The 23,950-nt window shown below is 63.0% G+C and carries 25 protein-coding genes; 13 read left to right on the top strand and 12 right to left on the bottom strand.

Features of this window, described 5'->3' with window-relative positions; all coding sequences use genetic code 11:
• Positions 1-58: 58 nt before the first annotated feature.
• The 3 genes from OSH05_RS00240 (at position 59) to OSH05_RS00230 (ending at position 2,261) form a co-directional block, all read left to right on the top strand.
• Positions 59-421, top strand: coding sequence for a nucleotidyltransferase domain-containing protein (locus OSH05_RS00240; RefSeq protein ID WP_266351996.1), 363 nt, complete (start codon positions 59-61; stop codon positions 419-421).
• A complete protein-coding gene (locus OSH05_RS00235; RefSeq protein WP_104218284.1) occupies positions 418-909 on the top strand; it encodes a HEPN domain-containing protein in 492 nt (163 codons plus the stop codon). The genes OSH05_RS00240 and OSH05_RS00235 overlap by 4 nt, the downstream gene beginning before the upstream one ends.
• A 137-nt stretch (positions 910-1,046) precedes the next feature.
• Positions 1,047-2,261, top strand: coding sequence for a GTP-binding protein (locus tag OSH05_RS00230; protein WP_104218788.1), 1,215 nt, complete (start codon positions 1,047-1,049; stop codon positions 2,259-2,261).
• A gap of 24 nt (positions 2,262-2,285) precedes the next feature.
• Here OSH05_RS00230 and uvrC read toward each other — a convergent pair whose 3' ends face one another.
• Complete coding sequence (uvrC, locus tag OSH05_RS00225; protein ID WP_104218283.1) at positions 2,286-4,304, bottom strand: excinuclease ABC subunit UvrC; 2,019 nt, start codon at positions 4,302-4,304, stop codon at positions 2,286-2,288.
• Complete coding sequence (locus tag OSH05_RS00220) at positions 4,268-5,032, bottom strand: SDR family oxidoreductase (protein ID WP_104218282.1); 765 nt, start codon at positions 5,030-5,032, stop codon at positions 4,268-4,270. Before OSH05_RS00220 ends, uvrC begins: the two co-directional genes overlap by 37 nt.
• A 444-nt stretch (positions 5,033-5,476) precedes the next feature.
• Here OSH05_RS00220 and OSH05_RS00215 point away from each other — a divergent pair, with 444 nt between their 5' ends.
• Complete coding sequence (locus tag OSH05_RS00215) at positions 5,477-6,133, top strand: outer membrane protein (RefSeq protein ID WP_104218281.1); 657 nt, start codon at positions 5,477-5,479, stop codon at positions 6,131-6,133.
• A gap of 73 nt (positions 6,134-6,206) precedes the next feature.
• Here the strand turns inward: OSH05_RS00215 and OSH05_RS00210 are convergent, their stop codons facing one another.
• From OSH05_RS00210 to OSH05_RS00190, 5 genes are all read right to left on the bottom strand, one after another.
• Positions 6,207-6,848: a dihydrofolate reductase family protein gene (locus tag OSH05_RS00210; RefSeq protein ID WP_104218280.1), complete on the bottom strand. Its 642-nt coding sequence runs from the start codon at positions 6,846-6,848 to the stop codon at positions 6,207-6,209.
• Between the two features lie 230 nt (positions 6,849-7,078).
• The gene (locus OSH05_RS00205) at positions 7,079-7,921 is read right to left on the bottom strand and encodes an inositol monophosphatase family protein (RefSeq protein ID WP_104218279.1); all 843 of its coding nucleotides are present in this window, start codon (positions 7,919-7,921) and stop codon (positions 7,079-7,081) included.
• A 52-nt stretch (positions 7,922-7,973) separates the two neighbouring features.
• Positions 7,974-8,576, bottom strand: a complete 603-nt coding sequence (locus OSH05_RS00200; protein ID WP_207778720.1) for a glutathione S-transferase family protein — start codon at positions 8,574-8,576, stop codon at positions 7,974-7,976.
• Between the two features lie 9 nt (positions 8,577-8,585).
• Complete coding sequence (locus OSH05_RS00195; RefSeq protein WP_104218278.1) at positions 8,586-9,242, bottom strand: ribonuclease T2 family protein; 657 nt, start codon at positions 9,240-9,242, stop codon at positions 8,586-8,588.
• 5 nt (positions 9,243-9,247) lie between these two features.
• The gene (locus tag OSH05_RS00190; RefSeq protein WP_104218277.1) at positions 9,248-9,685 is read right to left on the bottom strand and encodes a hypothetical protein; all 438 of its coding nucleotides are present in this window, start codon (positions 9,683-9,685) and stop codon (positions 9,248-9,250) included.
• Between the two features lie 161 nt (positions 9,686-9,846).
• On the opposite strand from OSH05_RS00190, the gene OSH05_RS00185 reads away from it, so the two are divergent.
• Positions 9,847-10,821, top strand: a complete 975-nt coding sequence (locus OSH05_RS00185) for a glutathione S-transferase family protein (RefSeq protein ID WP_104218276.1) — start codon at positions 9,847-9,849, stop codon at positions 10,819-10,821.
• Positions 10,822-10,884: 63 nt separating this feature from the next.
• On the opposite strand, the gene OSH05_RS00180 is transcribed toward OSH05_RS00185, so the two are convergent.
• Complete coding sequence (locus tag OSH05_RS00180; RefSeq protein WP_104218275.1) at positions 10,885-11,919, bottom strand: aldo/keto reductase; 1,035 nt, start codon at positions 11,917-11,919, stop codon at positions 10,885-10,887.
• Between the two features lie 39 nt (positions 11,920-11,958).
• On the bottom strand, positions 11,959-12,714 hold the full coding sequence (locus tag OSH05_RS00175; RefSeq protein WP_104218274.1) for an SDR family NAD(P)-dependent oxidoreductase: 756 nt from the start codon (positions 12,712-12,714) through the stop codon (positions 11,959-11,961).
• A 123-nt stretch (positions 12,715-12,837) separates the two neighbouring features.
• Between OSH05_RS00175 and OSH05_RS00170 the strand changes: the two genes are divergently transcribed.
• Positions 12,838-13,470, top strand: a complete 633-nt coding sequence (locus OSH05_RS00170) for a TetR/AcrR family transcriptional regulator (RefSeq protein ID WP_104218273.1) — start codon at positions 12,838-12,840, stop codon at positions 13,468-13,470.
• A 37-nt stretch (positions 13,471-13,507) separates the two neighbouring features.
• Here the strand turns inward: OSH05_RS00170 and OSH05_RS00165 are convergent, their stop codons facing one another.
• The gene (locus OSH05_RS00165; protein WP_104218272.1) at positions 13,508-14,374 is read right to left on the bottom strand and encodes a 23S rRNA (adenine(2030)-N(6))-methyltransferase RlmJ; all 867 of its coding nucleotides are present in this window, start codon (positions 14,372-14,374) and stop codon (positions 13,508-13,510) included.
• Between the two features lie 173 nt (positions 14,375-14,547).
• On the opposite strand from OSH05_RS00165, the gene OSH05_RS00160 reads away from it, so the two are divergent.
• On the top strand, positions 14,548-15,753 hold the full coding sequence (locus OSH05_RS00160) for a GGDEF domain-containing protein (RefSeq protein WP_104218271.1): 1,206 nt from the start codon (positions 14,548-14,550) through the stop codon (positions 15,751-15,753).
• 124 nt (positions 15,754-15,877) lie between these two features.
• Positions 15,878-16,435 (top strand): DsbA family protein, encoded by a 558-nt coding sequence (locus OSH05_RS00155; protein ID WP_104218270.1) that lies wholly within the window; start codon positions 15,878-15,880, stop codon positions 16,433-16,435.
• An 87-nt stretch (positions 16,436-16,522) separates the two neighbouring features.
• Here the strand turns inward: OSH05_RS00155 and OSH05_RS00150 are convergent, their stop codons facing one another.
• Together OSH05_RS00150 and OSH05_RS00145 are read right to left on the bottom strand one after the other, a co-directional pair.
• A complete protein-coding gene (locus tag OSH05_RS00150) occupies positions 16,523-16,909 on the bottom strand; it encodes a very short patch repair endonuclease (RefSeq protein WP_104218786.1) in 387 nt (128 codons plus the stop codon).
• A 73-nt stretch (positions 16,910-16,982) separates the two neighbouring features.
• Entirely contained in the window at positions 16,983-18,050 is a 1,068-nt protein-coding gene (locus OSH05_RS00145; protein ID WP_104218269.1) for a DNA cytosine methyltransferase, read from the bottom strand.
• A 121-nt stretch (positions 18,051-18,171) separates the two neighbouring features.
• On the opposite strand from OSH05_RS00145, the gene OSH05_RS00140 reads away from it, so the two are divergent.
• The 5 genes from OSH05_RS00140 to OSH05_RS00120 all read left to right on the top strand — a co-directional run bounded on the left by OSH05_RS00140 (position 18,172) and on the right by OSH05_RS00120 (position 23,931).
• Entirely contained in the window at positions 18,172-19,602 is a 1,431-nt protein-coding gene (locus OSH05_RS00140; protein WP_133163070.1) for an ATP-binding protein, read from the top strand.
• Entirely contained in the window at positions 19,599-20,612 is a 1,014-nt protein-coding gene (locus tag OSH05_RS00135) for an O-methyltransferase (RefSeq protein WP_323181306.1), read from the top strand. The genes OSH05_RS00140 and OSH05_RS00135 overlap by 4 nt, the downstream gene beginning before the upstream one ends.
• Positions 20,613-20,729: 117 nt before the next feature.
• Positions 20,730-22,817: a molybdopterin oxidoreductase family protein gene (locus tag OSH05_RS00130; protein WP_104218266.1), complete on the top strand. Its 2,088-nt coding sequence runs from the start codon at positions 20,730-20,732 to the stop codon at positions 22,815-22,817.
• 12 nt (positions 22,818-22,829) lie between these two features.
• Entirely contained in the window at positions 22,830-23,582 is a 753-nt protein-coding gene (locus tag OSH05_RS00125; RefSeq protein ID WP_104218265.1) for an SDR family NAD(P)-dependent oxidoreductase, read from the top strand.
• Positions 23,583-23,640: 58 nt separating this feature from the next.
• Complete coding sequence (locus tag OSH05_RS00120) at positions 23,641-23,931, top strand: hypothetical protein (protein WP_104218264.1); 291 nt, start codon at positions 23,641-23,643, stop codon at positions 23,929-23,931.
• Positions 23,932-23,950: the final 19 nt, after the last annotated feature.

Here is a 23,950-nt window from a genome sequence, read left to right as displayed (position 1 = left end):
GTGATATGAAACGCTGCATCGAATGGATGCAGCGTAGGTTTGCTGATATCCTTCGTCTATGAAAGTCATGCTGCCAAACAAGAACTTGGCTGGGGTACTGCCCAGGGCGGCTGTCGAGCGGCTCCAAGCGTTTCGACGGGAGGCGGAGCGTGCCCTTCCGGGGCGCATCAATGACGTTGTGCTGTTTGGTTCGAGAGCCCGGGGCGATGCTCGTCGCGATTCCGACTACGATGTTGCAGTCTTTGTTCGCAACCTGACGAACCGACAGGCTACGAACCGGATGCTTTCAGATATCGCTTATCCTCATCTGTTAGCCGGCATTCATATCGTCCCCTTGTCGGTATCTGACGACTTTCTCGATCGTGACAGCGTGGGGGATCTAGCTGCCGCGATCCGGCGGGATGGGATCATTGTCCGATGAAGGCGATGAAGGATCCACCCAAGAAGAAGCACGCAAACAGACCTCGTAAAGAACCCCTCTCTCCCCTCTCGGACGCAGAGCGGCTGGTGCGTGCCCGTCAGGAATTTGGCAAGGCAACGGTTTTCGTGACCGAAGCTGAAAAGCTGGCGGTTCGGCGGGATACGCCGAACGCATGCGCGCACGCCGCCTACTATGCGATGAATCACTGCGCCTTGGCCGCGGTCCTGGCGTCTGGCGGAATCGGAAGGATCAATTCCGCGCCTCAAAATCATCGAGACACCATTTTTCATTTTGCGGCACTCGTGGAAGGTGAGTCTGAGGAACTCCGCGAGTGCGGGAAGGCGCTCAATGGCGCGTTTAGCGCGCGAGAGATCGCAGACTATGGAATGGACGCCAGCATAAGTGCAGACGATGCTGCGCAGGTCGCCAGCGATGCGACGCGTTTCATTCGCGCCTGCCGGGAGCGCTGGAGCCTCGACAAGCTCTGAAATCTTCCTTCGGCTGCTGCCTCTCGCTCTCGCTCACCAAGCCAACACGCCGCACCCCACCCCCTTGCATTCCCTCCAGCTTTGGCGTTTCCTGTGAATGTTACGTTATAACATTACATGAGGAACGCATGTCGCGTCTGTCCGTCTCTGATCGGCGCCTGCCGGTCACGGTGCTCTCCGGTTTTCTCGGCGCCGGCAAGACGACCCTGCTCAACCATGTCCTGAACAATCGCGAAGGACGCAAGGTCGCCGTCATCGTCAACGACATGTCGGAAGTGAACATCGACGCCGATCTCGTTCGCGAGGGTGGGGCGGATCTGTCGCGCACCGACGAGAAGCTGGTCGAGATGACCAATGGCTGCATCTGCTGCACGCTGCGCGACGATCTGCTGGCCGAGGTGCGGCGCCTCGCCGACGACGGACGGTTCGATTGCCTGCTGATCGAGGGCACCGGTATCGCCGAGCCGCTGCCGGTCGCCGCGACCTTCGATTTTCGCGACGAGAAGGGACAGTCGCTCTCCGACATCGCCGCGCTCGACGCGATGGTGACGGTGGTCGACGCGGTCAACCTGCTCAAGGATTATACTTCGCAGGATCTGCTGGCCGAGCGCGGCGAGACGGCGGGCGAGGGCGATTTCCGCACGCTGGCCGACCTGCTGGCCGAGCAGATCGAGTTTGCCGACATCGTCGTCATCAACAAGGTGCGCGACGTCGAGCCGGAGCGGCTGGCGGATGTGCGCCGCGTCGTGCGCGGCCTCAATGCCGATGCCCGCATCATCGAGACAGATTTCGGCCAGGCGCCGCTCGATCTGATCCTCGATACCGGCCTCTATGACGAGGAGCGCTCGCGCGAGCATCCGCTCTGGATGAAGGAACTCTATCACTATGACAGCCATGTCCCGGAGACGGAGGAATACGGCATAAGTTCCTTCGTCTATCGCGCGCGCCGCCCGTTCCATCCCGCCCGGCTTTACGAGGCGCTCGGCCGCGGTTTTCCTGGAGTCATCCGTGCCAAAGGTCATTTCTGGATCGCGACGCGGCCGGAATGGCTCGCCGAACTCTCCATCGCCGGTTCGATCCTGCGCACGGAGGGGCTGGGCCGCTGGTGGGCGGCGGTGCCGCGCGAGCGCTGGCCGCAGGACGAAGAGAGCGTTTCCATGGTTCGCCGTCACTGGAACGCCACCTGGGGCGACCGCCGGCAGGAACTCGTCTTCATCGGCGGGCCCGAAATGGATGAAGCGGCGATCCGCAGTGCCCTTGACGTCTGCCTGTATGGCAGCGTCACGACCGGCCTCACCCAGGCAGCGGCGCAGCTGGAAGATCCGTTCCCGCGCTGGGGGCGGGCGGCCTGAGCGGAAACAGCGATGGCGGGGAGCCTACTCCCCGCCCTCATGAAAAAAGTCATAGATCGTCTGCGCCATTTGCGCGGACACGCCGGGGGCGCTCATCAGGTCGGGGATCGACGCCCGCGCGACCGATTTCGCCGTGCCGAAATGGGCAAGCAAAGCGCGCTTCCTCGTCGGGCCGATGCCGTCGATCTCGTCGAGCGGGCTCTTCGACAGCGAGGCCTTGCGCTTGGCGCGGTGCGTTCCGATGGCGAAGCGGTGCGCCTCGTCGCGCAGGCGCTGCACAAAATAGAGCACGGGGTCGCGCGGCTGCAGCATGAAGGCCTCGCGGCCGGGGATGAAGAATTTCTCGCGCCCCGCATCGCGGTCGGGACCCTTGGCGATGCCGACCAGCGGTACGTCCTCGGTAAGGCCCAGCTCTTCCAAAATGCCGCGCGCGGCGGAAAGCTGGCCGGCGCCGCCATCGATGAAGACGAGATCCGGCCAGGGGCCGAAGCCATCCTCGTCGCGCGGCGCGGCCTCACGCGAGCCATGCTCCTTGACGAGGCGGGAGAAGCGCCGCGTCAGCACCTCGCGCATCATGCCGAAATCATCGCCCGGCGTGATCTCCTCCGAGCGGATGTTGAACTTGCGATACTGGTTCTTCACGAAGCCGAGCGGCCCGGCGACGATCATGCCGCCGACGGCGTTGGTGCCCATGATGTGGCTGTTGTCATAGACCTCGATGCGCCGCGGTGATGCGTCGAGGCCGAAGGCAGCGGCGACGCCGTCCAGAAGCCGCGCCTGACTGGATGTCTCGGCAAGATTGCGGCCGAGCGCCTCCTTGGCGTTAGCGAGCGCGTGGTCGACGAGGTCCTTCTTCTCGCCCCGCTTCGGCACCGCGATCTCGACCCTGTGGCCAGCATGCTCGGAAAGCGCGTCGGTGAGGAGATCCATCTCCTCGACCTCGTGGCTGATCAGGATCAGGCGCGGGCAGGGCTTGTCCTCGTAGAACTGCGCGAGGAACGCGCCGAGCACTTCCGCCGCGTCGAGGCTCTTGTCGGCGCGTGGATAGAAGGCATGGTTGCCCCAGTTCTGGCCAGTGCGGAAGAAGAACACCTGCACGCAGCTCTGCCCGCCCTCCTGGGCGACGGCGATGACATCCGCTTCGTCGACGCTTTGCGGGTTGATACCCTGATGCGCCTGAACATGGCTGAGCGCCGATATGCGGTCGCGATAGATCGCGGCGCGTTCGAAATCGAGTTCGGCGCTGGCCGCCTCCATGGCGCGGGCAAGGTCGGTGCGGATGGCGTTTGACTTGCCGGAGAGGAAGCCCTTCGCCTCCTTGACCAGTTCGGCATAATCGGGAAGCGAGATCTCCCGCGTGCAGGGCGCCGAGCAGCGCTTGATCTGGAACAGGAGGCACGGCCGCGTGCGGCTCTCATAAACGCTGTCGGTGCAGGTGCGGATCAGGAAGGCGCGCTGCATGGCGTTCACAGTGCGCCCGACCGCGCCGGCCGAGGCGAAGGGGCCGTAGTAGTCGCCCTTGCGCGCCCGCCCGCCGCGATGCTTGACGAGCTGCGGCGCCTCGTGATCGCCGGTGATCAGGATGTAGGGAAACGACTTGTCGTCCCGAAGCAGAACATTAAAGCGCGGCCGCAGGCGCTTGATGAGATTCGCTTCCAGCAGCAGCGCTTCCGTCTCGGTCCGTGTCGTGACGAACTCCATCGTCGCCGTCTGCTGGATCATGCGGATGATCCGGTTCGACTGCAGTCCGATGCGGGTATAGCTGGTGACGCGCTTCTTGAGGTTCCGCGCCTTGCCGACATAGAGAACGGTGCCGTTCTTGTCGAACATGCGGTAGACGCCGGGCGCGTTGGGCAGCCGCGTGACGAAATCGGCGATCACCGCCGCGCCCTGGCCGCGCGGCGTCAGCTCGCCGCCCGCCTCGAACGGGGTCTCTTCGGCGGCCGCCTCGATCGCCTCGGGTTCGGCAGCGTCGCCGGGAATGGGAGCTTGAGTCGGATCGTCGTTCACTCTTTGATCCCTACGACGTCGGGCGTCTCCCAGGCAAGATGCTGGCCGCCGTCGAGTGCGATCATCTGCCCGGTGATCGAGCGTGTCTCATAGAGATAGCGGATCGTCCGCCCGAATTCGTCGAGTTCCGGCCCATGGCCGAGCAGGACGGCTTCCGCCTGCTTGCGAAACTCGGCCGGGTCCTGGCGCGGCGAGGGCAGGGTGGGGCCGGGGCCGATGGCATTGACGCGGATGCGCGGCGCCAACCCCTGCGCCAGCGTTCGCGTCGCGGTCAGCAGGGCCGATTTCGATAGCTGGTAGGAGACGTAATTTGGCGTCGTCTTCCAGGCGCGCTGATCGACCATGTTGACGACGAGCCCCTCGCGCGGGACGGGAAGCGCACTCGCAAAGGCATCGGCGAGCAGCACCGGCGCCGTCAGATTGACGGCCAATTGGCGCTGGAACCTAGCCGGATCGAGATTGCCGATGCCGTCATCTTCGAAGATCGAGGCGTTGTTGACGAGGAGTGTAGCAGGACCCAATCGCGCCGCGACCTCGGCGGGAAGGGCGCGGGCCGCTTCGAGATCGGCAAGGTCTGCCGTGACGACGATCGCCTCGCCGCCGCTGGCGCGGATATCTGCCGCGAGCCCCTCGGCCTCCGTCACGGAATGATAGCAATGGATGGCAACGGCGAAACCGTTCGCGGCAAGATCCTGCGCGATGGCGCGCCCGATCCGCCGCGCCCCGCCGGTCACCAATGCCGCCTTCTTCGCATCCGCCATGAACGTCCCCTCATTGCCGCGTTCGTAGATAGGGCGGCGCTGCGGATTCGGTAAGCTCCATCGCCGGCGATGCGCTGCAAACCGGTCTCCCCCCGGAGCCTCCCTCAGGGGCGCAGAAGAGCTCGCGCCTCGGTCATCGCAAGCGCGGGTTTGGCGACATGCTTAATGAAATCGGACTCTGCGGCGCCTCGGCTTAACCTCCGTAAACCGGAGGAAAGGCCTGTGCCGGAAATGAGGCCAGCCACGCCAGTGAAGCGCGTGCGAAATCGAGAAAGACGAATTCCTCCAATATCCTAAGCGGGCGATGCGACCCTCTCGCAACAATCGCGAATGTCCCGATATCGCCCCATTTTCCGTCCCGTTTCGCCGCATTGCGGCAGTTGATTCAGCTCCAGCGACGGGGCTTGTCGCGCCTCGTTTTCGTCTCGCATGCTGGAGAAAAAGATGCTGCGTATCCGCACCCTCTCCCTCGCCGCCGCGGCGCTCGCCATCGGCTCCGCCTCGGCTTTCGCCGCCGACCTGACCTATGAGCCCGCTGCTGCGGCGCCTCTGGCGGTCACTCCGGCCTTCACCTGGACCGGCCCCTATCTCGGCGCGATCCTTGGCTATGGCTGGGGCAATTTCAATGTCGACAACGGCTTCTCCGCCGCCTCGCCGAATGTCGACGGCGCCAAGCTCGGCGGCTTTGGCGGCTACAATTTCGACCTCGGCAACAACATCGTTCTCGGCGCCGAAGCCGATCTGAACTGGGACAATCTCAGCGGCAATTACGGCGCCAATGGCAGCGTCAAGCAGAACTGGGATTCGACCGCCCGATTGCGCGCCGGCTATTCCTTCGGTCGGGTCCTCGCCTATGGCACGGGCGGCGCGGCGGTCACGGGCGCCACGGTCGACAGCGGTGCCATGTCGACGGACAGCACCCATTGGGGCTGGACGCTCGGCGCCGGCGTCGAGGCGGCAGTTACCGACCACATCATCGCCCGCGTCGAATATCAGTACGCCGATTTCGGCAAGGAGTTCTACCAGACCGGCCTCGGCACGGGCGCCAATGCCGATCTCAACACCAACACGATCCGGGCCGGCGTCGGCTACAAGTTCTGAGGCGAACTGTCGGATCAGCCGCTCTTGCTTGAGCCCTCCCTCAAGGGGAGGGTTCAAAGAGGCCGGGGAACGCTCACCCCGGCCTGTAAACCTGCGCGATCGCGCCGCTGCCGAAGACCGTGGCGCTGATGAGCTTCAGATCGGTCGGCTTGGGCAGGTCGGTGAAGATCGACTTGCCTGTGCCGAGCAGCACCGGATGCACCAGCAGGCGAAGCTCGTCGACGAGGCCCTCGGCGATCAGGCTGCGCGCGAAGCCGGCGCCGCCATGGGCGAGGATGGGCTTGCCGTCCTCCGCCTTCAGCCGCGCAATCTCGCCGGCGAGATCATCCGAGACGGGCGGTTCTGCCCATTCCGCCTCGAAGCGGGAGAGCGGCCGTTCGGGATCAGCGACGGCCTCGCCGGGCGACGCCTGTCCATCCGATTGCTGCACGGCGAGGCGCGCGCGGGGCGGCTCGATCAGCCCCTTGCGGCTGAAAATGACCTTCGGAATTTCGTTCATGGGCGGAGCATAGATTTCGGCCGAATAGGGCCAGTAGCTCGCCATGTCGTAATAGGTGCGGCTGCCCATGATGTGGACGCCGACATTCCAGAGCAGGTCCATCGTCCAGCCATTGGCGCCTTCATCCATGCTGGAGAAGACCCACTCGACCTCGTTGTTCGGCCCGCAGACGAAGCCATCCGCCGACATCGACATCTTCAGAATCAGCGGCCGCATGGACATCCTCCGAATTTAACCGAGAGGATAAGTAAGAGGCATGGATCGAGTCAAGCTCGCTTGCGGATGCGAAGAAAAGGCCCTCAGCCCAGCCCTCACCCGCAGGCGGGAGAGAGGGGACTCATTCCCGGCGGCGAGCTCTATGAAGGCCGCCGCCCAATTCCCTCGCCCGATTGCGGGCGAGGGGCGGGGGGCCGGCCTTGCTTGCCTTGGAGAACAGCTCGCGGAACTCAGCCCGCGTATTCCGTTCCCTGGAACAGAGCCGCATGCAGATCATGCCAGGCTGCCTCGCTGGGCGCGAACAGAAGGCCGCCGTCGCGGTGGCCCGGCAGATAGGCGCTGCCGTCGAAGCGTGCGGAATAGCCGCCGGCCTCGCGATGCAGCAGCCAGCCGGCCGCGTGGTCCCAGACATTGATCTTGGAGAACAACGCGAAATGGCTGCTGCCGGCGGCGATCATCCGGTATTCGTGCGCGGCGCAGCGGTAGTTCGCGGCCGAGCGTGTATGGGCGAGATTCGCGCAAAGCTGCGAGCGCAACGGCTCCGGCAGGGTCGACCAGGACGCGGTGCCGGTCATCTTCGCGGCCGGCAGGGCCTTGGCGACTTCGAGCGGCGTGCACGTGCCCTCTTTCGTGACGGTGAAGGCACCTTCGCCCGCGACGCCGATCGACCAGTCGCCGCCGATCGGATCAAGGATGACACCGCCGACGATCTCACCCTTGGCGACCACCGCGGCCATGACGCCGAAGAGCGGCAGGCCGGAGGCGAAGTTCTTGGTGCCATCGACCGGGTCGACCACGAAAGCGAGTTCGGCGCCGTCCAACTCGTCGAGCAGCGCCGGCCGGGCGGAAACGCCTTCCTCGCCGACGACGATCGCGCCCGGAAATGCCTTTACCAGCGCGGCTGCAATGTGCTTCTCGGCGGCGACATCGGCGTCGGTGACGAGGTCCTCGGCCGAGGTCTTCTCGCGAATGGCGCCGGTGCCTAAATGCCGGAAGCGTGGGATGATCTCCACCTCCGCCGCCTCATGCAGGATCTCGGCGAGCCGGTCGGCGTCGCGCATCGAAAATGCCATGGAAAACTCCGTTCGGTCGATGAGGCGGCCGCGAGCGCTTGGCGCGGTAACTTCAGCCCTTGGGCCGCGTCGTGGCAAAGGAAGGGGTCCGCTCGGCGAAATCGTCGAGCCAGGCGACGAGGCTCGGATAGTCGGCCCGCCATGCTCCGGCGAACCGCAGGTCGAGATAGCCGAGCATGCAGGCGACGGTGATATGGCCGACATGCGTCTCACCGGAGAGATCGGTTTCGGCCAGCGCCGCTAGCCCGCGCGCCACCTTGCCGGCCTGGTGCTCGGTCCAGCGCTCGCTATGCAGCGGCGCCTCGCGCCAGCGCTTCTCATAGACCTGCAGCAATGCCGCATCGAGAATGCCGTCGGCCAGCGCCTGCATCACCAGCGCCGGATAGCGGCGGGCCGCTTCGATCGGTACGATCCGGCCGGCCCCGGCGAGATGGTCGAGATAGTCGACGATGACGCGGGAATCATAGAGCACCGTCCCATCCTCGAGGATCAGCGCCGGGATCTTGCCGAGCGGGTTCTGCTGGCGGATGGCGTCCGACGGATCGGCCGTATCGGTGGCGACGATCTGCAGACGATCAAACAGACCCAGAATATGCGCCGCGATCTTGACCTTGCGGCCGAAGGGAGAGGCGTCGGAACTGCGCAGGACCAGCATGGGAAGCTTTCAGCGGACGGGAGGCATGACAAGCCGGTCGCGGCGGCACGCGGCGCGGTCGACCTCGGGGCAGGAGCGGAAGGAAAGGTCGCGCGTCAGGCAGATGCGCACTTCCTTGAGGCGGCGGGAATCGCAGGCGACGCCGATCCCGTCGCCCGGCAGGCCGGGATTGGCGGCGCGGAAGGCTGCCTCGACTTCGCGCGGCGAGACGGTCACGGCTTCCTGATTGTCGGTGAAGCGCTCGGGAATGCGAACGATCTCGCTGGCGCGGCGGATGAGATCGAAATAGGCCCGCTGCGGCAGCCCCGAGCAGGTTCCATGCGTGCGCCACTCATGGCGGATGAGGCCGGGGCTTGGCATGATGTCGAGCATGGCATCAATGATGCTGCCCGAGACGCCCATCGGTCCCGCGCTTGGACAATCGCTCGGATAGCCGCGCTCATATTGCGGCCAGAGACCGTGCACGACGAAGGAGAAGGGCCGCCCGCCGCACTGGATGCGATCGCTGCGCCCCTGGCTGCTCTCGCAATAGGTCGGCGACCAGGACAGCGACAGGACATAGAAGGCGAAGTCGCCAGGATTATCGGCGCGAGCCCAATCGGGCGCCAGGCCGAAAAGCAGAATCAATGTGGCGAGAAGGGCGGTTGGGTGAAACCGACCGCGCATCGGACTTACGGACGCAGAGTCCGGCAGCCGCCGTCATAAACGCGCCAAGGATCCTGTCCCGGTACGCAGAACTCGACGCCCCAGCCGATCGAGGCGAAGCCCTGGCGCTCTTCGATCAGATAAAACACATCCGCCGGCCGGCCATTCGAAAGCTCGACCTTGGCATGGCAGAAGCGGCGATCGAGCAGTTCGCCCGGCTCGAACGCGGTTTCGTTGATACGGCCGACAGAGGCAATGGCGAGCCCAGTCTGCCAGAGATCGGCCTGAACGGAGCGATAGCGGCTGGCGACATTGCCGAGCACCGAGTTCTGGTCGCAGAGCGGAACGCTGCCGCGGCTGAGGCGCCCGACGCCGACGGTCGGATCGTCGAGATCCCTCGATCCGGCCGCGGCGACGCCACCGAGAAGGGCAAGCATCAGCATGGCAATAAGCGCGCGGATCATGATCGCGATTCCCCGAAAGTTGGAGCCCAGTGGACGATGCGTCGCCGGGCGGCTTCGGTCAAGCGTCGGGGCGAAGCGGTGAACGGTTTGTCGCCGCGCGTGCCTCTGGTGTCACGCCGTGCGAACCGCACATGATGGGCAGCAAGAGATGGAGTGACGAAATGGGCCTGTTGATCGACGGTGTCTGGCACGACCAATGGTATGACACCGGCAATACCGGCGGGCGCTTCGAGCGCCAGGCCGCCGGTTTCCGCAACTGGGTAACGGCGGATGGCAGCCCCGGCCCGAGCGGCGAGGGCGGCTTCCCGGCCGAGGCCGGGCGCTACCACCTCTATATTTCGCGGGCCTGCCCCTGGGCGCACCGGACGATGATCTTCCGTGCGCTCAAGGGCCTGGAGGGGATGATCGACTATTCGGTCGTCAACTGGCTGATGCTGGAAAATGGCTGGACCTTCGACGAGGGCCCCGGCGTCACGCCCGACAAGGTCAACGGCAAGCGCTTCCTGCACGAGGTCTATACGCTGGCCGATCCGGCCTACACCGGCCGCGTCACCGTGCCGGTGCTCTGGGACAAGAAGCGGAAGACGATCGTCTCGAACGAATCGTCCGAAATCATCCGCATGCTGAATTCGGCCTTCGACGGTGTCGGCGCGAAGCCAGGGGACTATTATCCGGAAGAACTGCGGCCCGAGATCGACGCGCTCAACGCCCGGATCTATCCGACCATCAACAATGGCGTCTACCGCGCCGGCTTCGCGACGACGCAGGCCGCGTATGAGGAGGCCGTCGCTCCGCTGTTCGAAAGCCTCGACTGGCTGGAAGGCATCCTGTCGAAGCAGCGCTACCTGGCCGGCAGCGAGCCGACCGAGGCCGATTGGCGGCTCTGGTCGACGCTGATCCGCTTTGACCCGGTCTATGTCGGCCATTTCAAATGCAACATCCGCCGCATCGCCGACTATCCCGCACTCTCTTCCTATACGCGCGAACTCTACCAGGTGCCGGGTATCGCCGAGACGGTCGATATGGACCACATCAAGAAGCACTATTACAAGAGCCACCGCACCATCAACCCGACCGGCATCGTCCCGGTCGGCCCGGCGCTCGATCTCGAAGCGCGGGGAACGCGGGGTTATTGAAGGGGAGGGCGAGCGGGTCCGTCGCCCCCACTGCTTTCCCGCTCCGGATCGTCCGCGCGGCGATCAGGCGGCGGCGCGCTCCCCGGCAGGGCGCCGCCGCAGGCTTGGCTGCGTCACCGCCGGCGGACGATAGGCCGCCTCGTTCAGCCCTGCGTCGGTTCCCGGCGGGACGATCTGGTCGATCCGGTCCATGATTTCATCGGTAAGACGAATCTCGGCTCCGGCGAGCAGGTCGTCCAGATGGGCCATGGTTCGCGGGCCGAGGATGGCCGAGGTGACGCCCGGATGGGCCATGACGAACGCCATCGCCATGTGGGTGAGCGACATTCCGGCTTCGGCGGCGAGCGGAAGGAGTTGCTCGACTGCGTCGAGGCTGCGCTCATCCGACATCTGCCGGCTGAAGATTCGGGCGCGCGTGCCGCCCTCCGGCAGCGGCTGGCCCTTGCGATAGCGGCCGGTCAGCATGCCCTTCGACAGCGGGCTCCACACCATCACGCCCATGCCGTAGCGCTGGCAGGTCGGCAGCATGTCGCTCTCGATGCCGCGATCGAGAATGGAATAAGGCGGCTGCTCGGTACGGAAACGAGCAAGCCCGCGCCGCTCGGCGACCCATTGCGCCTCGACGATCTCGGAGACCGGGAAGGTCGAGGAGCCGATGGCGCGCACCTTGCCGGCCCGCATGAGATCGGTCAGGGCCGACAGCGTCTCCTCGATGTCGGTGTCCGGCATCGGCCGATGGATCTGGTAGAGATCGATATGGTCGGTCTGCAGGCGCCGGAGCGAATCATCCACCGCCTGCATGATCCAGCGCCGCGAAGCGCCCTGCCGGTTGGGATCCTCGCCCATTGGTCCCGAGAACTTGGTCGCGAGCACGACCTTGTCGCGCCGCCCCTTGAGCGCCTTGCCGACGATCTCCTCGGATTCGCCCGCGCTGTAGCGGTCGGCCGTGTCGATGAAGTTGATGCCGAAATCGAGCGCCTTGTGGATGATCCGGATGCCGTCATCGTGGTCGGCATTGGCGATCCCTCCGAACATCATCGCCCCTAATGCATAGGGGCTGACTTTGATGCCGGTCTTGCCGAGCGTGCGGTAATGCATGGCGTGTTCCTAAAGTGAATGGGCGGGTGGACGACCGGATCACCAGGGGATCGTCGCGTTTTCCCAGCTCGTATAGGTGCCGGTGGGGCCGTCGGGGCCGAGCAGCGCGACGCGTACCACCTCGCGCGAGCCGTCTTCGAGCGATTCCGTGCCTTCGTAATTGTTGAGGTTCGTGCTGGTGAAGCCGGGCGAGACGAGGTTGATCTTGATGCCCGTACCTTCCAGTTCGATCATCATGGCGAGGGTCATTGCGTTGAGCGCGGTCTTGGAAGCGGCGTAGCCGGGGGCGAAGATCGAGCGATAGGGGAAGGCGGGATCGGCATTGGTGGCGAGCGAGCCGACGGTGCTGGAGACGTTGACAATGCGGGCGTCGGCGGACAGGCGCAGCAGCGGCAGCATCGCCTGATAGACCGCGAGCACGCCGAAGACATTGGTGTCCCAGATGGCGCGAACCTCATCGAGCGACACGTTGCTGGCGCGGCTGGTCTGGATGTAGTCCGCGATCGAGACGGCGCCTTCGCGCGTGTTCGATATGCCCGCATTGTTGACCAGCAGATCGAGGCGGCCGAATTCGTTGCGGATGCGCTCCGCCGCGGCGGCGATCGAGCCCAGATCCGTGACGTCGATCTGGATCGGGATGGCGCCGTCGCCGATCCGGCCGGCGGCAGCCTCGCCGCGCTCGAAATTGCGCGATCCAACGAGGACGGTAACGCCGTTGGCCACGAGTTCCTTGGCAAGCTGGAACCCGACGCCCTGATTGGCGCCGGTGACGAGGGCAATGCGGGTGGGAGACATGATAATGTCCTGTTTGAATAGGATGGGTGGTCAATGCGGCCGCACCGGTCTATAACCAGAAGCGGAACGTCATTCCGTTTTTATATGGAACATTGTTCCGTTTAGCAAGAGAAGTTTCGTGCGATGAGTCACGACTCCGTCGAACCAGGCGACGACGCCCTTCGCGAGATGGACGCATGCCGGCCCGTGCGCGCCGACGCGCAGCGCAATGTGGATGCGTTGCTGGAGGCGGCGCTGGCGGTTTTTGCGGCGTCCGGGGTTGATGCGCCCGTGCGGGAGATCGCCGCCAAGGCGGGCGTCGGCGTTGGAACGCTCTATCGCCATTTTCCGCAACGCGCCGATCTCGTCGGCGCCGTGTTTCGCCGAGAGGTCGATTCCTGTGCGGCGGCTGCGCGGACGCTCGCGGCGGCTTATCCGCCGGGGGAGGCGCTGGCGCGGTGGATGCAGCGTTACGCCGCCTTCATCGCCACCAAGCGCGGCCTCGCCTCAGCGCTGCATTCCGGCGACCCGACCTTCAGCTGTCTGCCGGCCTATTTCCAGTCACGGCTCGTGCCGGCGTTGCAGTCCCTGCTGGATGCTGCGATCGCATCGGGCGAGATCCGCGCCGATGTCGAGCCGGACGAACTCCTGAACGCAGCCGCCCGTCTCGGCATGCAGGCCCGCGAAGACCGCCCCGGCCATGCCGAACGCATGGTGGCGCTGCTCGTCGACGGAATGCGCTACGGCGCCGGATTGCCAGCGAACGGAGCTCCCTGATCTCCGACCCGTCGAGCGGGTCGGAATAGGCTGCCTTCTACGCTTCGCCCCGGATCCACCACACCCGCCGCCCGGCCTTGTCATCTTCGCCGAGGATCGGGGCGAGGCCGGTGAGCATGTCGTCCAGCGTCTTGTCGAGCTGGTAGGGCGGGTTGCACAGGATGAGGCCGGTGCCGTTGAAGCGGCCTTCGGTGGCGCGTTCGCGCACCCAGAGTTCGGCGCCCAGCAGGCGGGGAATGCCGCTGTCGGAGAGATGCTTGACGAAGTTCTTGACCGCGCCGATCTCCTTGACCGGATACCAGAGCGCGTAGATGCCGGTCGGCCAGCGTCGATAGGCCTTCTCGAAGCCTTCGGCCAACGCCTTGAACTCGTCGCCCTGCTCATAGGGCGGATCGACGAGCACCAGGCCACGCCGCTCCTTGGGCGGCACGAAGGAGCCGAGCGCCAGCCAGCCGTCGAGCTCGATCGCCTTCACCTGGATATCGCCGGCGAAGCACTCGCCGAGCTGGCGATAATCATCCGGATGCAGCTCCGTCGCCGTGAGCCGGTCGCTCCCTCGCAGCAGCGTACGTGCGATCATCGGCGAGCCAGGATAGAAGCGCAGCCGCCCGTCCGGATTGGCCGCCCGGACCGCGAACAGATAGGGCGCCAACGCCTCGGACAGGCGGCGCGTCAGCGCGACCGGCTTCATATCCGGCCCGAGCAGCTTGCCGATGCCCTGGTGCCATTCGTCGGTCTTGGCCGCGAGCGGCCCGGCCAGATCGTAGAGGCCGATGCCTGCATGGGTGTCGATGACCCGGAACGGTTTCTCCTTCGCCTTCAGGCGGTCGATGAGAAGCGCCAGCGTCGCGTGCTTGACGACATCGGCGAAGTTTCCGGCGTGATAGGCGTGGCGGTAATTCATGAGAGCTTCCTACAGCCTCGCCGGGCCCGCCGGAAGGCGCAGGCGCAGATTTGTTAGGTACTCCCTACCATTCAGGGTTTACGCAGCGCCGCCCTTCCTGCAATTAGCATCGAATTTGGGGCAGGGACGTTTTGGCTGACAGCGCGTCGGAGGACGCGGGAAGGCAAGGCCACATGGCGCTGGACTTTACGACTCTTTACGTCGTCATCCTGTTGAACTCAGCCTTGCTGGCGATCGTCTGGGGCGTTTCCTACCACGCTTACGAGCGCCTGAGTGCCGCCGGCATCTGGTCGATAGCCAGCCTCACTCTGGTGGTAAGCGGCCTGACGCTGGCTGCGGCGTCGATTGTCGACGAGACGGTGGCGATCTTCGCGGGCAACCTCATGGTCGCGCTTGCCTTCTCGCTATATTGGGCCGGCATACGTCGCTTCGAGGAGCGGCCGGCTCCCTGGCTGGCCATCGCCGTGCTCCTCCTGGTGACGGCGGCTGTGCTTCTGCCGCTTTCCCCCGTCGACCCAGACTATACGCGGCGCAACATCGTCTATGCGCTGGCGCAGTCCATTCCGCTCGTCGCCTGCATCGTCGATCTGCGCCGCGCCCCCGGCCGCCGCGTGGTGGGCACGCGCCTTGCCACGGGCGCCCTGGCGATCGCGATTCTTGCCCATGTCGTCGAATTCGCCGGCAACGCGCTCGTTTTGATGGGCCTTCTGCCGCGAGACATCTATGGCCGGATCGAACCGGTGGCGATTCTTGTTGTCGTCTTCTCGGGTCTTGTCTGGAATTTCGGATTGATGCTGATGGTTGTCGACTGGCTCTATTCCCGCCTTGAGCGCCAGGCACTGCTCGATGAACTGACCGGCCTGCCCAATCGCCGGGCGCTGACCGAGCGGCTTGATGCCGAAATCGCCGCCGCGAGCGCAAGTGGACGGCCGCTGTCGCTGCTCGTCGTCGATCTGGACGACCTCAAGCGGCTGAACGACCGCCATGGCCATCAGGCGGGCGATGCCGGCATCGCCCATGTCGCGCGCACCTCTTCGGCCCGCCTGCGCCCCGGCGACATGATGGCGCGCACCGGCGGCGATGAATTCTGCGTCGTCCTGCCGGACGCCACCGCCGAAATTGCCGGCGCCATGGCCGCGGCGCTGGTCGGCGCCGTCCGCGCCGTCCCGCTCGTCGTCGCGGAGAAGAGCATCCCGCTCACCCTGTCGATCGGCGCGGCGCAGTGGCGGGAAGGCCAGTCGGGCGACGCGCTCAACGCCGCCGCCGACAGCGCGCTCTATGCGGCGAAGGCGAAGGGCCGCAACCGGCACGCCGTCGACGGACTGGAGGATGGCAGCGAACTGGCCTTCCGCACCGTGCCCGCCGAAATCCGAGCCTGAACCGCGCCCGCGACACCCCCTCCGCGCCGGACGGCTTCCAGCCGGAACGCATCTGCGCCATGGTGGCGCGACATCCGCCCCGAACCATTTTCCCGCCCATCTTGCCGATCTCAGGAGCCACGACATGACGCTTTCCGCCTTCCGCGCCGATCCGCTGACCTTCGGCCATGGGCCTCGCGTCTTCGAGATGTTCCTGGAGCCGACCTGCCCCTATTCCTGCCGCGCCTTCGCCAAGGTCGACGCACTGCTGGAGGCCGCCGGCGAGGACAAGATCACGGTGAAGCTGCGCTTCGTCTCGCAGCCCTGGCACATGCTCTCGGGCCTCTTGGTGCGCTGCGTCCTCGCCGCCTCGTCGCTCCCCGGCGGCAAGGAGACGGCCCGAACCGTGCTCGCCGCCATCGCCGCGCACCGCGAGGAATTCGAGTTCGACCACCATTTCGGCGGCGCCAATCTCGACGCCACCCCGCGCCAGATCATCGACCGCCTCATCGCCTATAGCGGCATCCCCCTCTGGGACGCCTATGCGGCCCGCGAACTCGAAAAAGAGATCAAGTGGCACGCCAAATACTCCCGCCAAAACGGCATCCACGTGTCGCCGACCTTCATGGTCGACGGGCTGGTGCAGGCGGATCTGGGCAGCGGGGATGAGGTGGGGAAGTGGGCGGAGCGGTTGCGCGGGTAGAACAAAACCGTCGTCCTCGCACCACTTTGCGGCCCTAGCCCCCGCGTCGTCCGCAAGTGATTCTGATCAAAATCGAGACCGGGTGCCTTACTGGACCTCGATTCCCGCCGATCGTATGCGGCTCAACAACGGTTCTAAGAATGTGCGTCGTTTAATTTCGCATTCCCAGACTTCGACGACGCACCATCCGGCAGCCTGTAGCTCCTTCCGGTTGGCTCGATCTCTTTCGACATTTCGGTCGAACTTCATCGACCAGAAGTCCGTCCTCGTTTTTGGCATGCCCGAATAACGACATCCCTCGTGACGATGCCAAAAACAGCCGTGAACGAATATGGCAGTTCGCCAACGCGCCAAGACGATGTCTGGGGTGCCTGGAAGGCTCCGGTCATGCAATCGGAACCGGAAGCCCGCTGCATGAAGCGCGCGACGAACGACGAGCTCCGGGCGGGTGTCGCGACTCCCCACTCGCTGCATTATCTTTCGCGTAAGGTCGGTAACAGGAGGATCGCAAGAGTCCAGCAGACGGACGGAAATGGCCATAGCGGTTCTACTCTGCTGCGATCGCAGCCTGCGGCATCTCCGTGCGAGAGGCCAGTAGTGAAAATATCGCCCTAGACATCGGAGGCGAAACGCTGTTTCCGATCATTCGAAATGAATGCCAAATGGTGGGGTGGAAGCGAAAATGATCCGGAAAGCCCTGAAGTCTAGCGGCTTCTCGAACCGAAATGACTCTAGGCTCGTCGGGATGAATGGGCCTCACTGATTGGAACGACCCTCGATCGCTTCCAGTTCCCGCTCGGAGCGTTGGGCACTGTCTATCCCAATGGAGTCGCGGATGGCGGCCAACGATGTCTACCTCGCCCTGCTCAACCTTGAGAAACCGCTCCACGACCGCCGAAGTGTGAATGGTTGGACGATGACCAGTAAATAGTCGATCTTTCGAGATTAGCGCAGAGCGATAGCCATTGGCTTCACTGCTTTCCAGACGCCATGTGTCGAAGCCATCGACGATCCCGACCTCAGTGGCATCGTGGAGGTCCCAAATTGCGTCTTTGACGGTCACCGCTGGCAATTCCGCCCGAGCCAGGTCCTCGGCCATCAAAGGGTCGCAGCGTGTGGGATCATACCCGATCACAAACAGTCGCCGTCGCCGCGTGGCGGCACCATAGTTGGCGGCGTCGAGCAACAGTGGCCCAACAAGCTCGTAACGTTCTGCAACTCGGTCGAGAGCCTTATCAAGTACGGGTTTAGAATCCGAATATCCTAGGCCTCTTACATTCTCCATGACAAAGAAGGCAGGCTCGATCTCGGCGACGAGTCGGAAGAAGACGTCGAGCAAGTCTCTGCGTGGATCGTCGAGCTTTCGATGCCCTATGTCGCTGAATGCTTGGCACGGCGGTCCGCCGAAGACACCTATAATTTCGCCGCCTGCCATGGCCTTAATGTCTCTGCCGTGGGCTTCGGCCAGATTTCCCAATTGCAACCTGGAGTCCGGAAAGTTGTGTTTGAAGGATGACGAGAGAATCGCGTCGATATCGAAAGCAAGTTCGGCGCCGAAGCCAGAGGCCCGCGCGCCGAGCGCGAGTCCGCCACAACCACAAAAAAGGTCGACCATGCGAGGTGGAGCTTGCACCGATGTAACCTTGGGTCGAATATGAATCGCAGGGCGGTGATACCCGATTTGTGGAATTCAGTCGACGCCCGATCCATGAGTCAAGCGCGGGGCGCACTGAATCTTGACCCAAGATACCCCAAAGATAGGAGATGCCTTCGCATCGCCCACGAAACAGTTCTTCGTGAGCATGCTCACTCGAGACATCGAACTGCGGGACGCGATTCTCGACCTTTTAGATAATTGCGTCGACGGAATCCTTAGGTCAGCGAGCCCGGATCAGACGGCTGCAAGACCATATGAGGGCTTCCATGCCACCGTCCTCTTGGCGTCGGACCATTTCCAGATCGTTGACAATTGTGGCGGCATCCCGATTGAGACGGCCAAGAGATATGCCTTCGCCATGGGTAAGCCTGAGGGTGCTGAGAGCGAGACGACATCGGCCACAGTCGGCATGTACGGGATCGGTATGAAGAGGGCCATCTTCAAGTTGGGCACCGATGCATTGGTCGAGTCATGGTCCGACACCGGCTTCACCGTCGAATTCACTTCTCAGTGGATGACGACTGAGGGGTGGACGGACTTGCCAGTCCACGAATTGCAGGAAGGGAGGCTGCCGAACAGAGGGACATCTATAACGGTGATGACGCTCAATCCTGAAGTGTCGGCATCGTTTAGCGAGCCCGAGTGGATCGACGATTTTTGCAGAACGATATCTCAGCACTATTCGATAATTTTAGAGAAGGGCTTCTCCGTGCTCGTCGGGAACGGTCGCGATCAGCCGCGGGCGATCGTTCCGGAACCATTCCGACTTCTGCAAACGGCGGAGGACGGAGGAAGGCGGATTGCGCCTTACGTCTACTTCGGCAAACTTGGAGAAGTAGACGTGGAGATCTACGCTGGCCTCTATCGTGAACTGTTGACGGCAGAAGAGGCTGACACCGAGGAGGAGACCCGCGGAACGACGGATGACGCCGGGTGGACGGTTGCCTGCAATGATCGAGTAGTGATTTGGAAGGACAAGACAAGACTCACCGGTTGGGGCGAGGCAACAGTTCCAAATTACCACGGGCAGTTCATTGCTATCACAGGTATCGTCCTGATGAAATGCGAAAACCCGAAACAACTTCCACTAACCACAACAAAGCGTGGTATCGATGCAGCCTCCAACGTCTATTCTGAAGCAAAGGATTTGATGAGGGAGGCGACGAAGAGCCTTACTTCGTTTACCAATCGCTGGAAAAAATTCCCCGATAAGCTGGAATCCATCTATCGAGCCAGCGAGTACGTTGATCTGCCGACGCTTCGATCGATGCCGTCTACCGTGGCTCTCACTCCAATCCGCAAATTGCCGACGATGAGACGGTATGAGCCGAACTACCCCGAACCTGTCGAAGAAAAGACGCACGTCGTAGTCAAGTATGAGGCGGCAAAAGCAGATGTTGCGCTACTTGCGAAGAAATACTTCGGTGAAGACCAGTCGCCCAAGCCCGGTGAGGTGGGGAAGGAGTCTTTCGATCGGGCGGTGAAGTCCGCGAAGGACGGTGTCCTTTGAGCGGCTCCGCGATCCCTTACCACCTTCGTCCACACAAAGCAGTCGATCGACGGATATTCATCGACCTACTTGGACGCTTTGAAAGGTGGACTCCACTAATGGATTATGCCTATCTCAGCATGGGCGCCTATCCACTTGAAGATCACAAGCTGATTCATAGAATCCTCGGCATCGTGCGCCTCATTTCGTTCGACACCGAAGACTCGATAGTAGCGAGAGCACGGTTCAACAAGCCTATCGGCAATTGCCGCTGCTTGGAGAAGACGTCTAGCGCCGTAGTTGATTCGATCGACCAAATACTGGAAGAGTGCGGATTCGCTGATGCAAAGGGAGTTATTGTATGGCTAGACTATACTGATCCGAAGAAAATCGGTGAGCAAATCCGGGAATTCCAGTCACTTTTGGACAAGTTGGCGCCCGGCGATATCGTACGTGTAACCGTCAACGCCCATCCGCACGAACTGATCGAAAAGCCTAGCGGTTCGATTATTTCAGTGGAAGAGAGGCGGAAAAAGCAATTCGATGTTCTCCGACAGAGAATCAGAGAGTATCTTCCGTCTAGAACAGTCGCCGATGAGATGACTGCAGAAGAATTGCCAAGAGTGCTATCGGCCTCGTTTGCGGCCGCCGCTTTGAAAGCATTTCCGCCGACGCACGAGAGCACCTTTAGGCCACTCTCAGTTGTTCGTTACGCCGATGGTGCTCAGATGCTGTCAATGACTGGAGTAGTGGTACGGCGATCGGAAGAGGATGAGCTGATCCAACGCTTGGACCTACAATCATGGCCGTTCGGATCAAGTCGCTGGGACCAAATTCATAAACTGGTTGTACCCGACTTGACCATTCGTGAGCGCCTGTTTCTCGAACGCGAGGTTGTTGCAAAAGACGTTGCGACGATTGTTGCCGGGCTTGGGTTTGACGCCGCGTCTGGCATTGCAATTGCCGAGTTTATCGATAGCTATAAGAATTACTATCGGTTTTATCCAACACTGCTTTCTGCAGAGTTTTAATACGTCTTCCAGCCTGACTAAGGACGCCCAATCTTCCAGACGACGAAATCCCGCCCTCGACACCCCTCCCGCATCGCGCCATAACTCTCTCGCACCACCAGCGAGCCCCACGCGCCCATGAACCAGCATGTTCCCCTTCGTATCGGCCATTCGGCCTGCCCGCATGATTGCCCGTCCACCTGCGCGCTCGATGTCGAGGTGCTGGACGGGAAAAGGATCGGGCGGGTTCGGGGGGCGAAGGACAATGATTATACGGCCGGCGTCATATGCGCCAAGGTCGCGCGCTATGCGGAGCGGATTCATAATCCGAACCGTTTGACGCAACCTCTTAGACGCAAAGGCGAAAAGGGCGCCGGCGAGTGGGCGCCGATCTCGTGGGACGATGCGCTGGACGAGATTGCGGAAGCCTTCGTGAAGGCGGAGGCGCGGCTCGGCGCCGAGACCGTGTGGCCCTATTATTATGCCGGGACGATGGGCCTCGTGCAGCGCGACGGCATCAACCGGCTGCGCCATGAGAAGCGCTATTCCGGCTTTTACGGCACGATCTGCGTCAATATGGCCTGGACCGGCTATATCGCCGGGGCCGGGCGGATCGCCGGCGTCGATCCGCGCGAAATGGCGAAATCCGATCTCGTCGTGCTCTGGGGCACCAATGCGGTGGCGACGCAGGTCAATGTCATGACCCACGCGATCCGCGCCCGCAAGGAACGCGGCGCGAAGATCGTCGCCATCGATATCTACCAGAACGAAACGATGAAGCAGGCCGACATCGCGCTCTGCCTGCGGCCGGGCACCGATGGCGCTCTGGCCTGCGCGATCATGCATGTTCTCTTCCGCGACGGCCTCGCCGACCGCGCCTATCTGGAGCGCTATGCCGACGCACCGGCCGAACTGGAAGCGCATCTCCAGACGAAGACGCCGCAATGGGCAGCCGCGATCACCGGGCTTTCGGTCGAGGAGATCGAGAGTTTCGCCCGGCTGATCGGCACGACGAAGCGGACCTTCTTCCGCATCGGTTATGGCTTCTCGCGCCAGCGCAACGGCGCGGTGGCGATGCATGCCGTGCTGTCGATCCCCACGGTCAGCGGTGCCTGGCAATATGAGGGCGGCGGCGCGTTTCATTCGAACAGTGGCATCTTCCATCTCGATGCCACGGCGATTGAGGGCAATGACAAGCTCGACCCGAATGTGCGCCAGCTCGACCAGTCGCGCACCGCCCATATCCTGACCGGCGATGCCGACGCGCTGAAGGGCGGGCCGCCGGTCACAGCGATGCTGATCCAGAACACCAACCCGGTGTCGATCTGCCCCGACCAGACCCTGGTCAAGCAGGGTTTCGCGCGCGAGGACCTGTTCGTCGCCGTGCATGAGCAGATCATGACCGATACCGCGAAGATGGCCGATATCGTCCTGCCGGCGACCATGTTCCTGGAGCATGACGACATCTACAAGGGCGGCGGACACCAATACATCATCTTCGGCGGCAAGCAGGTCGACCCTCCGGAAGGCTGCCGCACCAACCACCAGGTGATCACCGGCCTCGCCCGCCGGCTGGGGCTGACCCATCCCGGCTTCGAGATGAGCGAGCGCGAGCTGATCGACGACATGCTGCGCACCTCCGGCCGGGGCACGCTGGCTTCGCTGGAGGAAAATCGCTGGATCGATTGCCAGACGCCGTTCGAGCGCGCGCACTTCCTCGACGGCTTTGGCCATCCCGACGGCAAGTATCATTTCCGCGTCGACTGGACGGCGGTCCGTACCGAGAATTACGGCGCGGTCGGTCCGGTGGCGAGCATGCCGGAATTCCCGGACCATTGGGGCGCGATCGAATCGGCCGACGCGACGCATCCCTTCCGCCTCGCCACCTCGCCATCGCGTTCCTTCCTGAATTCGACCTTCAACGAGACGCCCGGATCGATCGCCAAGGAGGGTCGGCCGGAGCTGATGATCCATTCCGACGACGCCGCGAGCCTCGATATCGCCAATGGCGGCCTGGTGGCGATCGGCAATGAGCGCGGAACGGTGCGCCTGCATGCGCGCTATTTCGACGGGCTGAAGCGCGGCGTCGTCATTTCCGAAGGCATATGGGCCAATAGCGCCTTCGAAGACGGCAATGGAATCAATAGCTTGACCGGTGCCGACCCGGTCGCGCCGTTCGGCGGGGCGGCCGTGCATGACACCAAGGTCTGGATCCGCGCTCTTTAAGGCATTGAAATCATGGGTAAATTGACGGGGAAGACGGCGCTGGTCACCGGCGCCTCGCGCGGGATCGGCCGGGCGATCGCGCTGCGCCTGGCGAAGGACGGCGCGCGGCTGGTGCTGCACTATGCGCGCAGCCGGGATGCTGCCGAGGCGCTCGCAGAAGAGATCGCGGGCTTTGGCATCCGCCCGTTCCTCGTCTCCGGAGATCTGTCGGACATTGCAAACATCGACGCCATCGTTTCGCAGATCGAAGACCAGATCGGCGGCGGCGAGGTGCTGGATATCCTCGTCAACAATGCCGGCCATCTGCTCCCCGATGGGCCGGAGGCAGGCGAGTCAAGCTTCGATGGGCTGGTCGCCGTCAATCTGAGGGCGCCGTTCTTCCTGATCCAGAAATTGTCGGTCAGGATGAAATCGGGCGGGCGGATCGTGAACGTCTCGTCTGGTCTTTCGAAAATGGCGCTGCCCAGCGCCATGCTCTACGGCATGACGAAGGCGGGCCTCAACCACCTGACGCTTTCCTTTGCCAAGGAATTCGGCCCGCGCGGTATCACGGTCAACGCGGTTCTGCCGGGAATCATCCGCTCCGACATGAGCGCCTGGGTCGACAGCGAGGAGGGCGCCCGCATCGCTTCGGCGCGCTCGGTGTTCGCTCGCGTCGGCGAGCCGGCCGATGTCGCGGATATCGTTGCGTTTCTGGCTTCCGACGATGCCCGCTGGGTCACCGGCGAATGCATCGACGCGAGCGGCGGCCAGTTCCTGGTCTAGAATTCGAATGCCTTCGCAGCCGTTACATGCAGCTGGGTAGAGACCGATGAAGAACATAATGGTGATAGACGACGGACTAGACTGTCGGTTCCCTGTCTATCAGGTAACGGACAACGATTTTTCGGCTATATTTTCAGAAAAATTTGAAATCGAATTCATCGAGGATATTCTTAAAAGAGATGATATATCTGCTTTAGATGAGATCTTCGAAAGAATGTGGACCCAAGAAATTCCGAAAGCGAAAGCTCAGGGAATTCACGGAACATTATTTTATGATGAATATGATCGAAAGAAGTATTTCCCAGAAAAAATATGGAACGGAACGCCATCTGACCTTCGCGGTAAGTAGGCGGGCTGGAGCCAATCGT

The sequence above is a fragment of the Kaistia algarum genome (assembly GCF_026343945.1).
GTDB classification, from domain to species: Bacteria; Pseudomonadota; Alphaproteobacteria; order Rhizobiales; family Kaistiaceae; genus Kaistia; species Kaistia algarum.
Note: the sequence above shows the minus strand (reverse complement) of the source record. Positions and strands in the feature narration are given on the sequence as shown.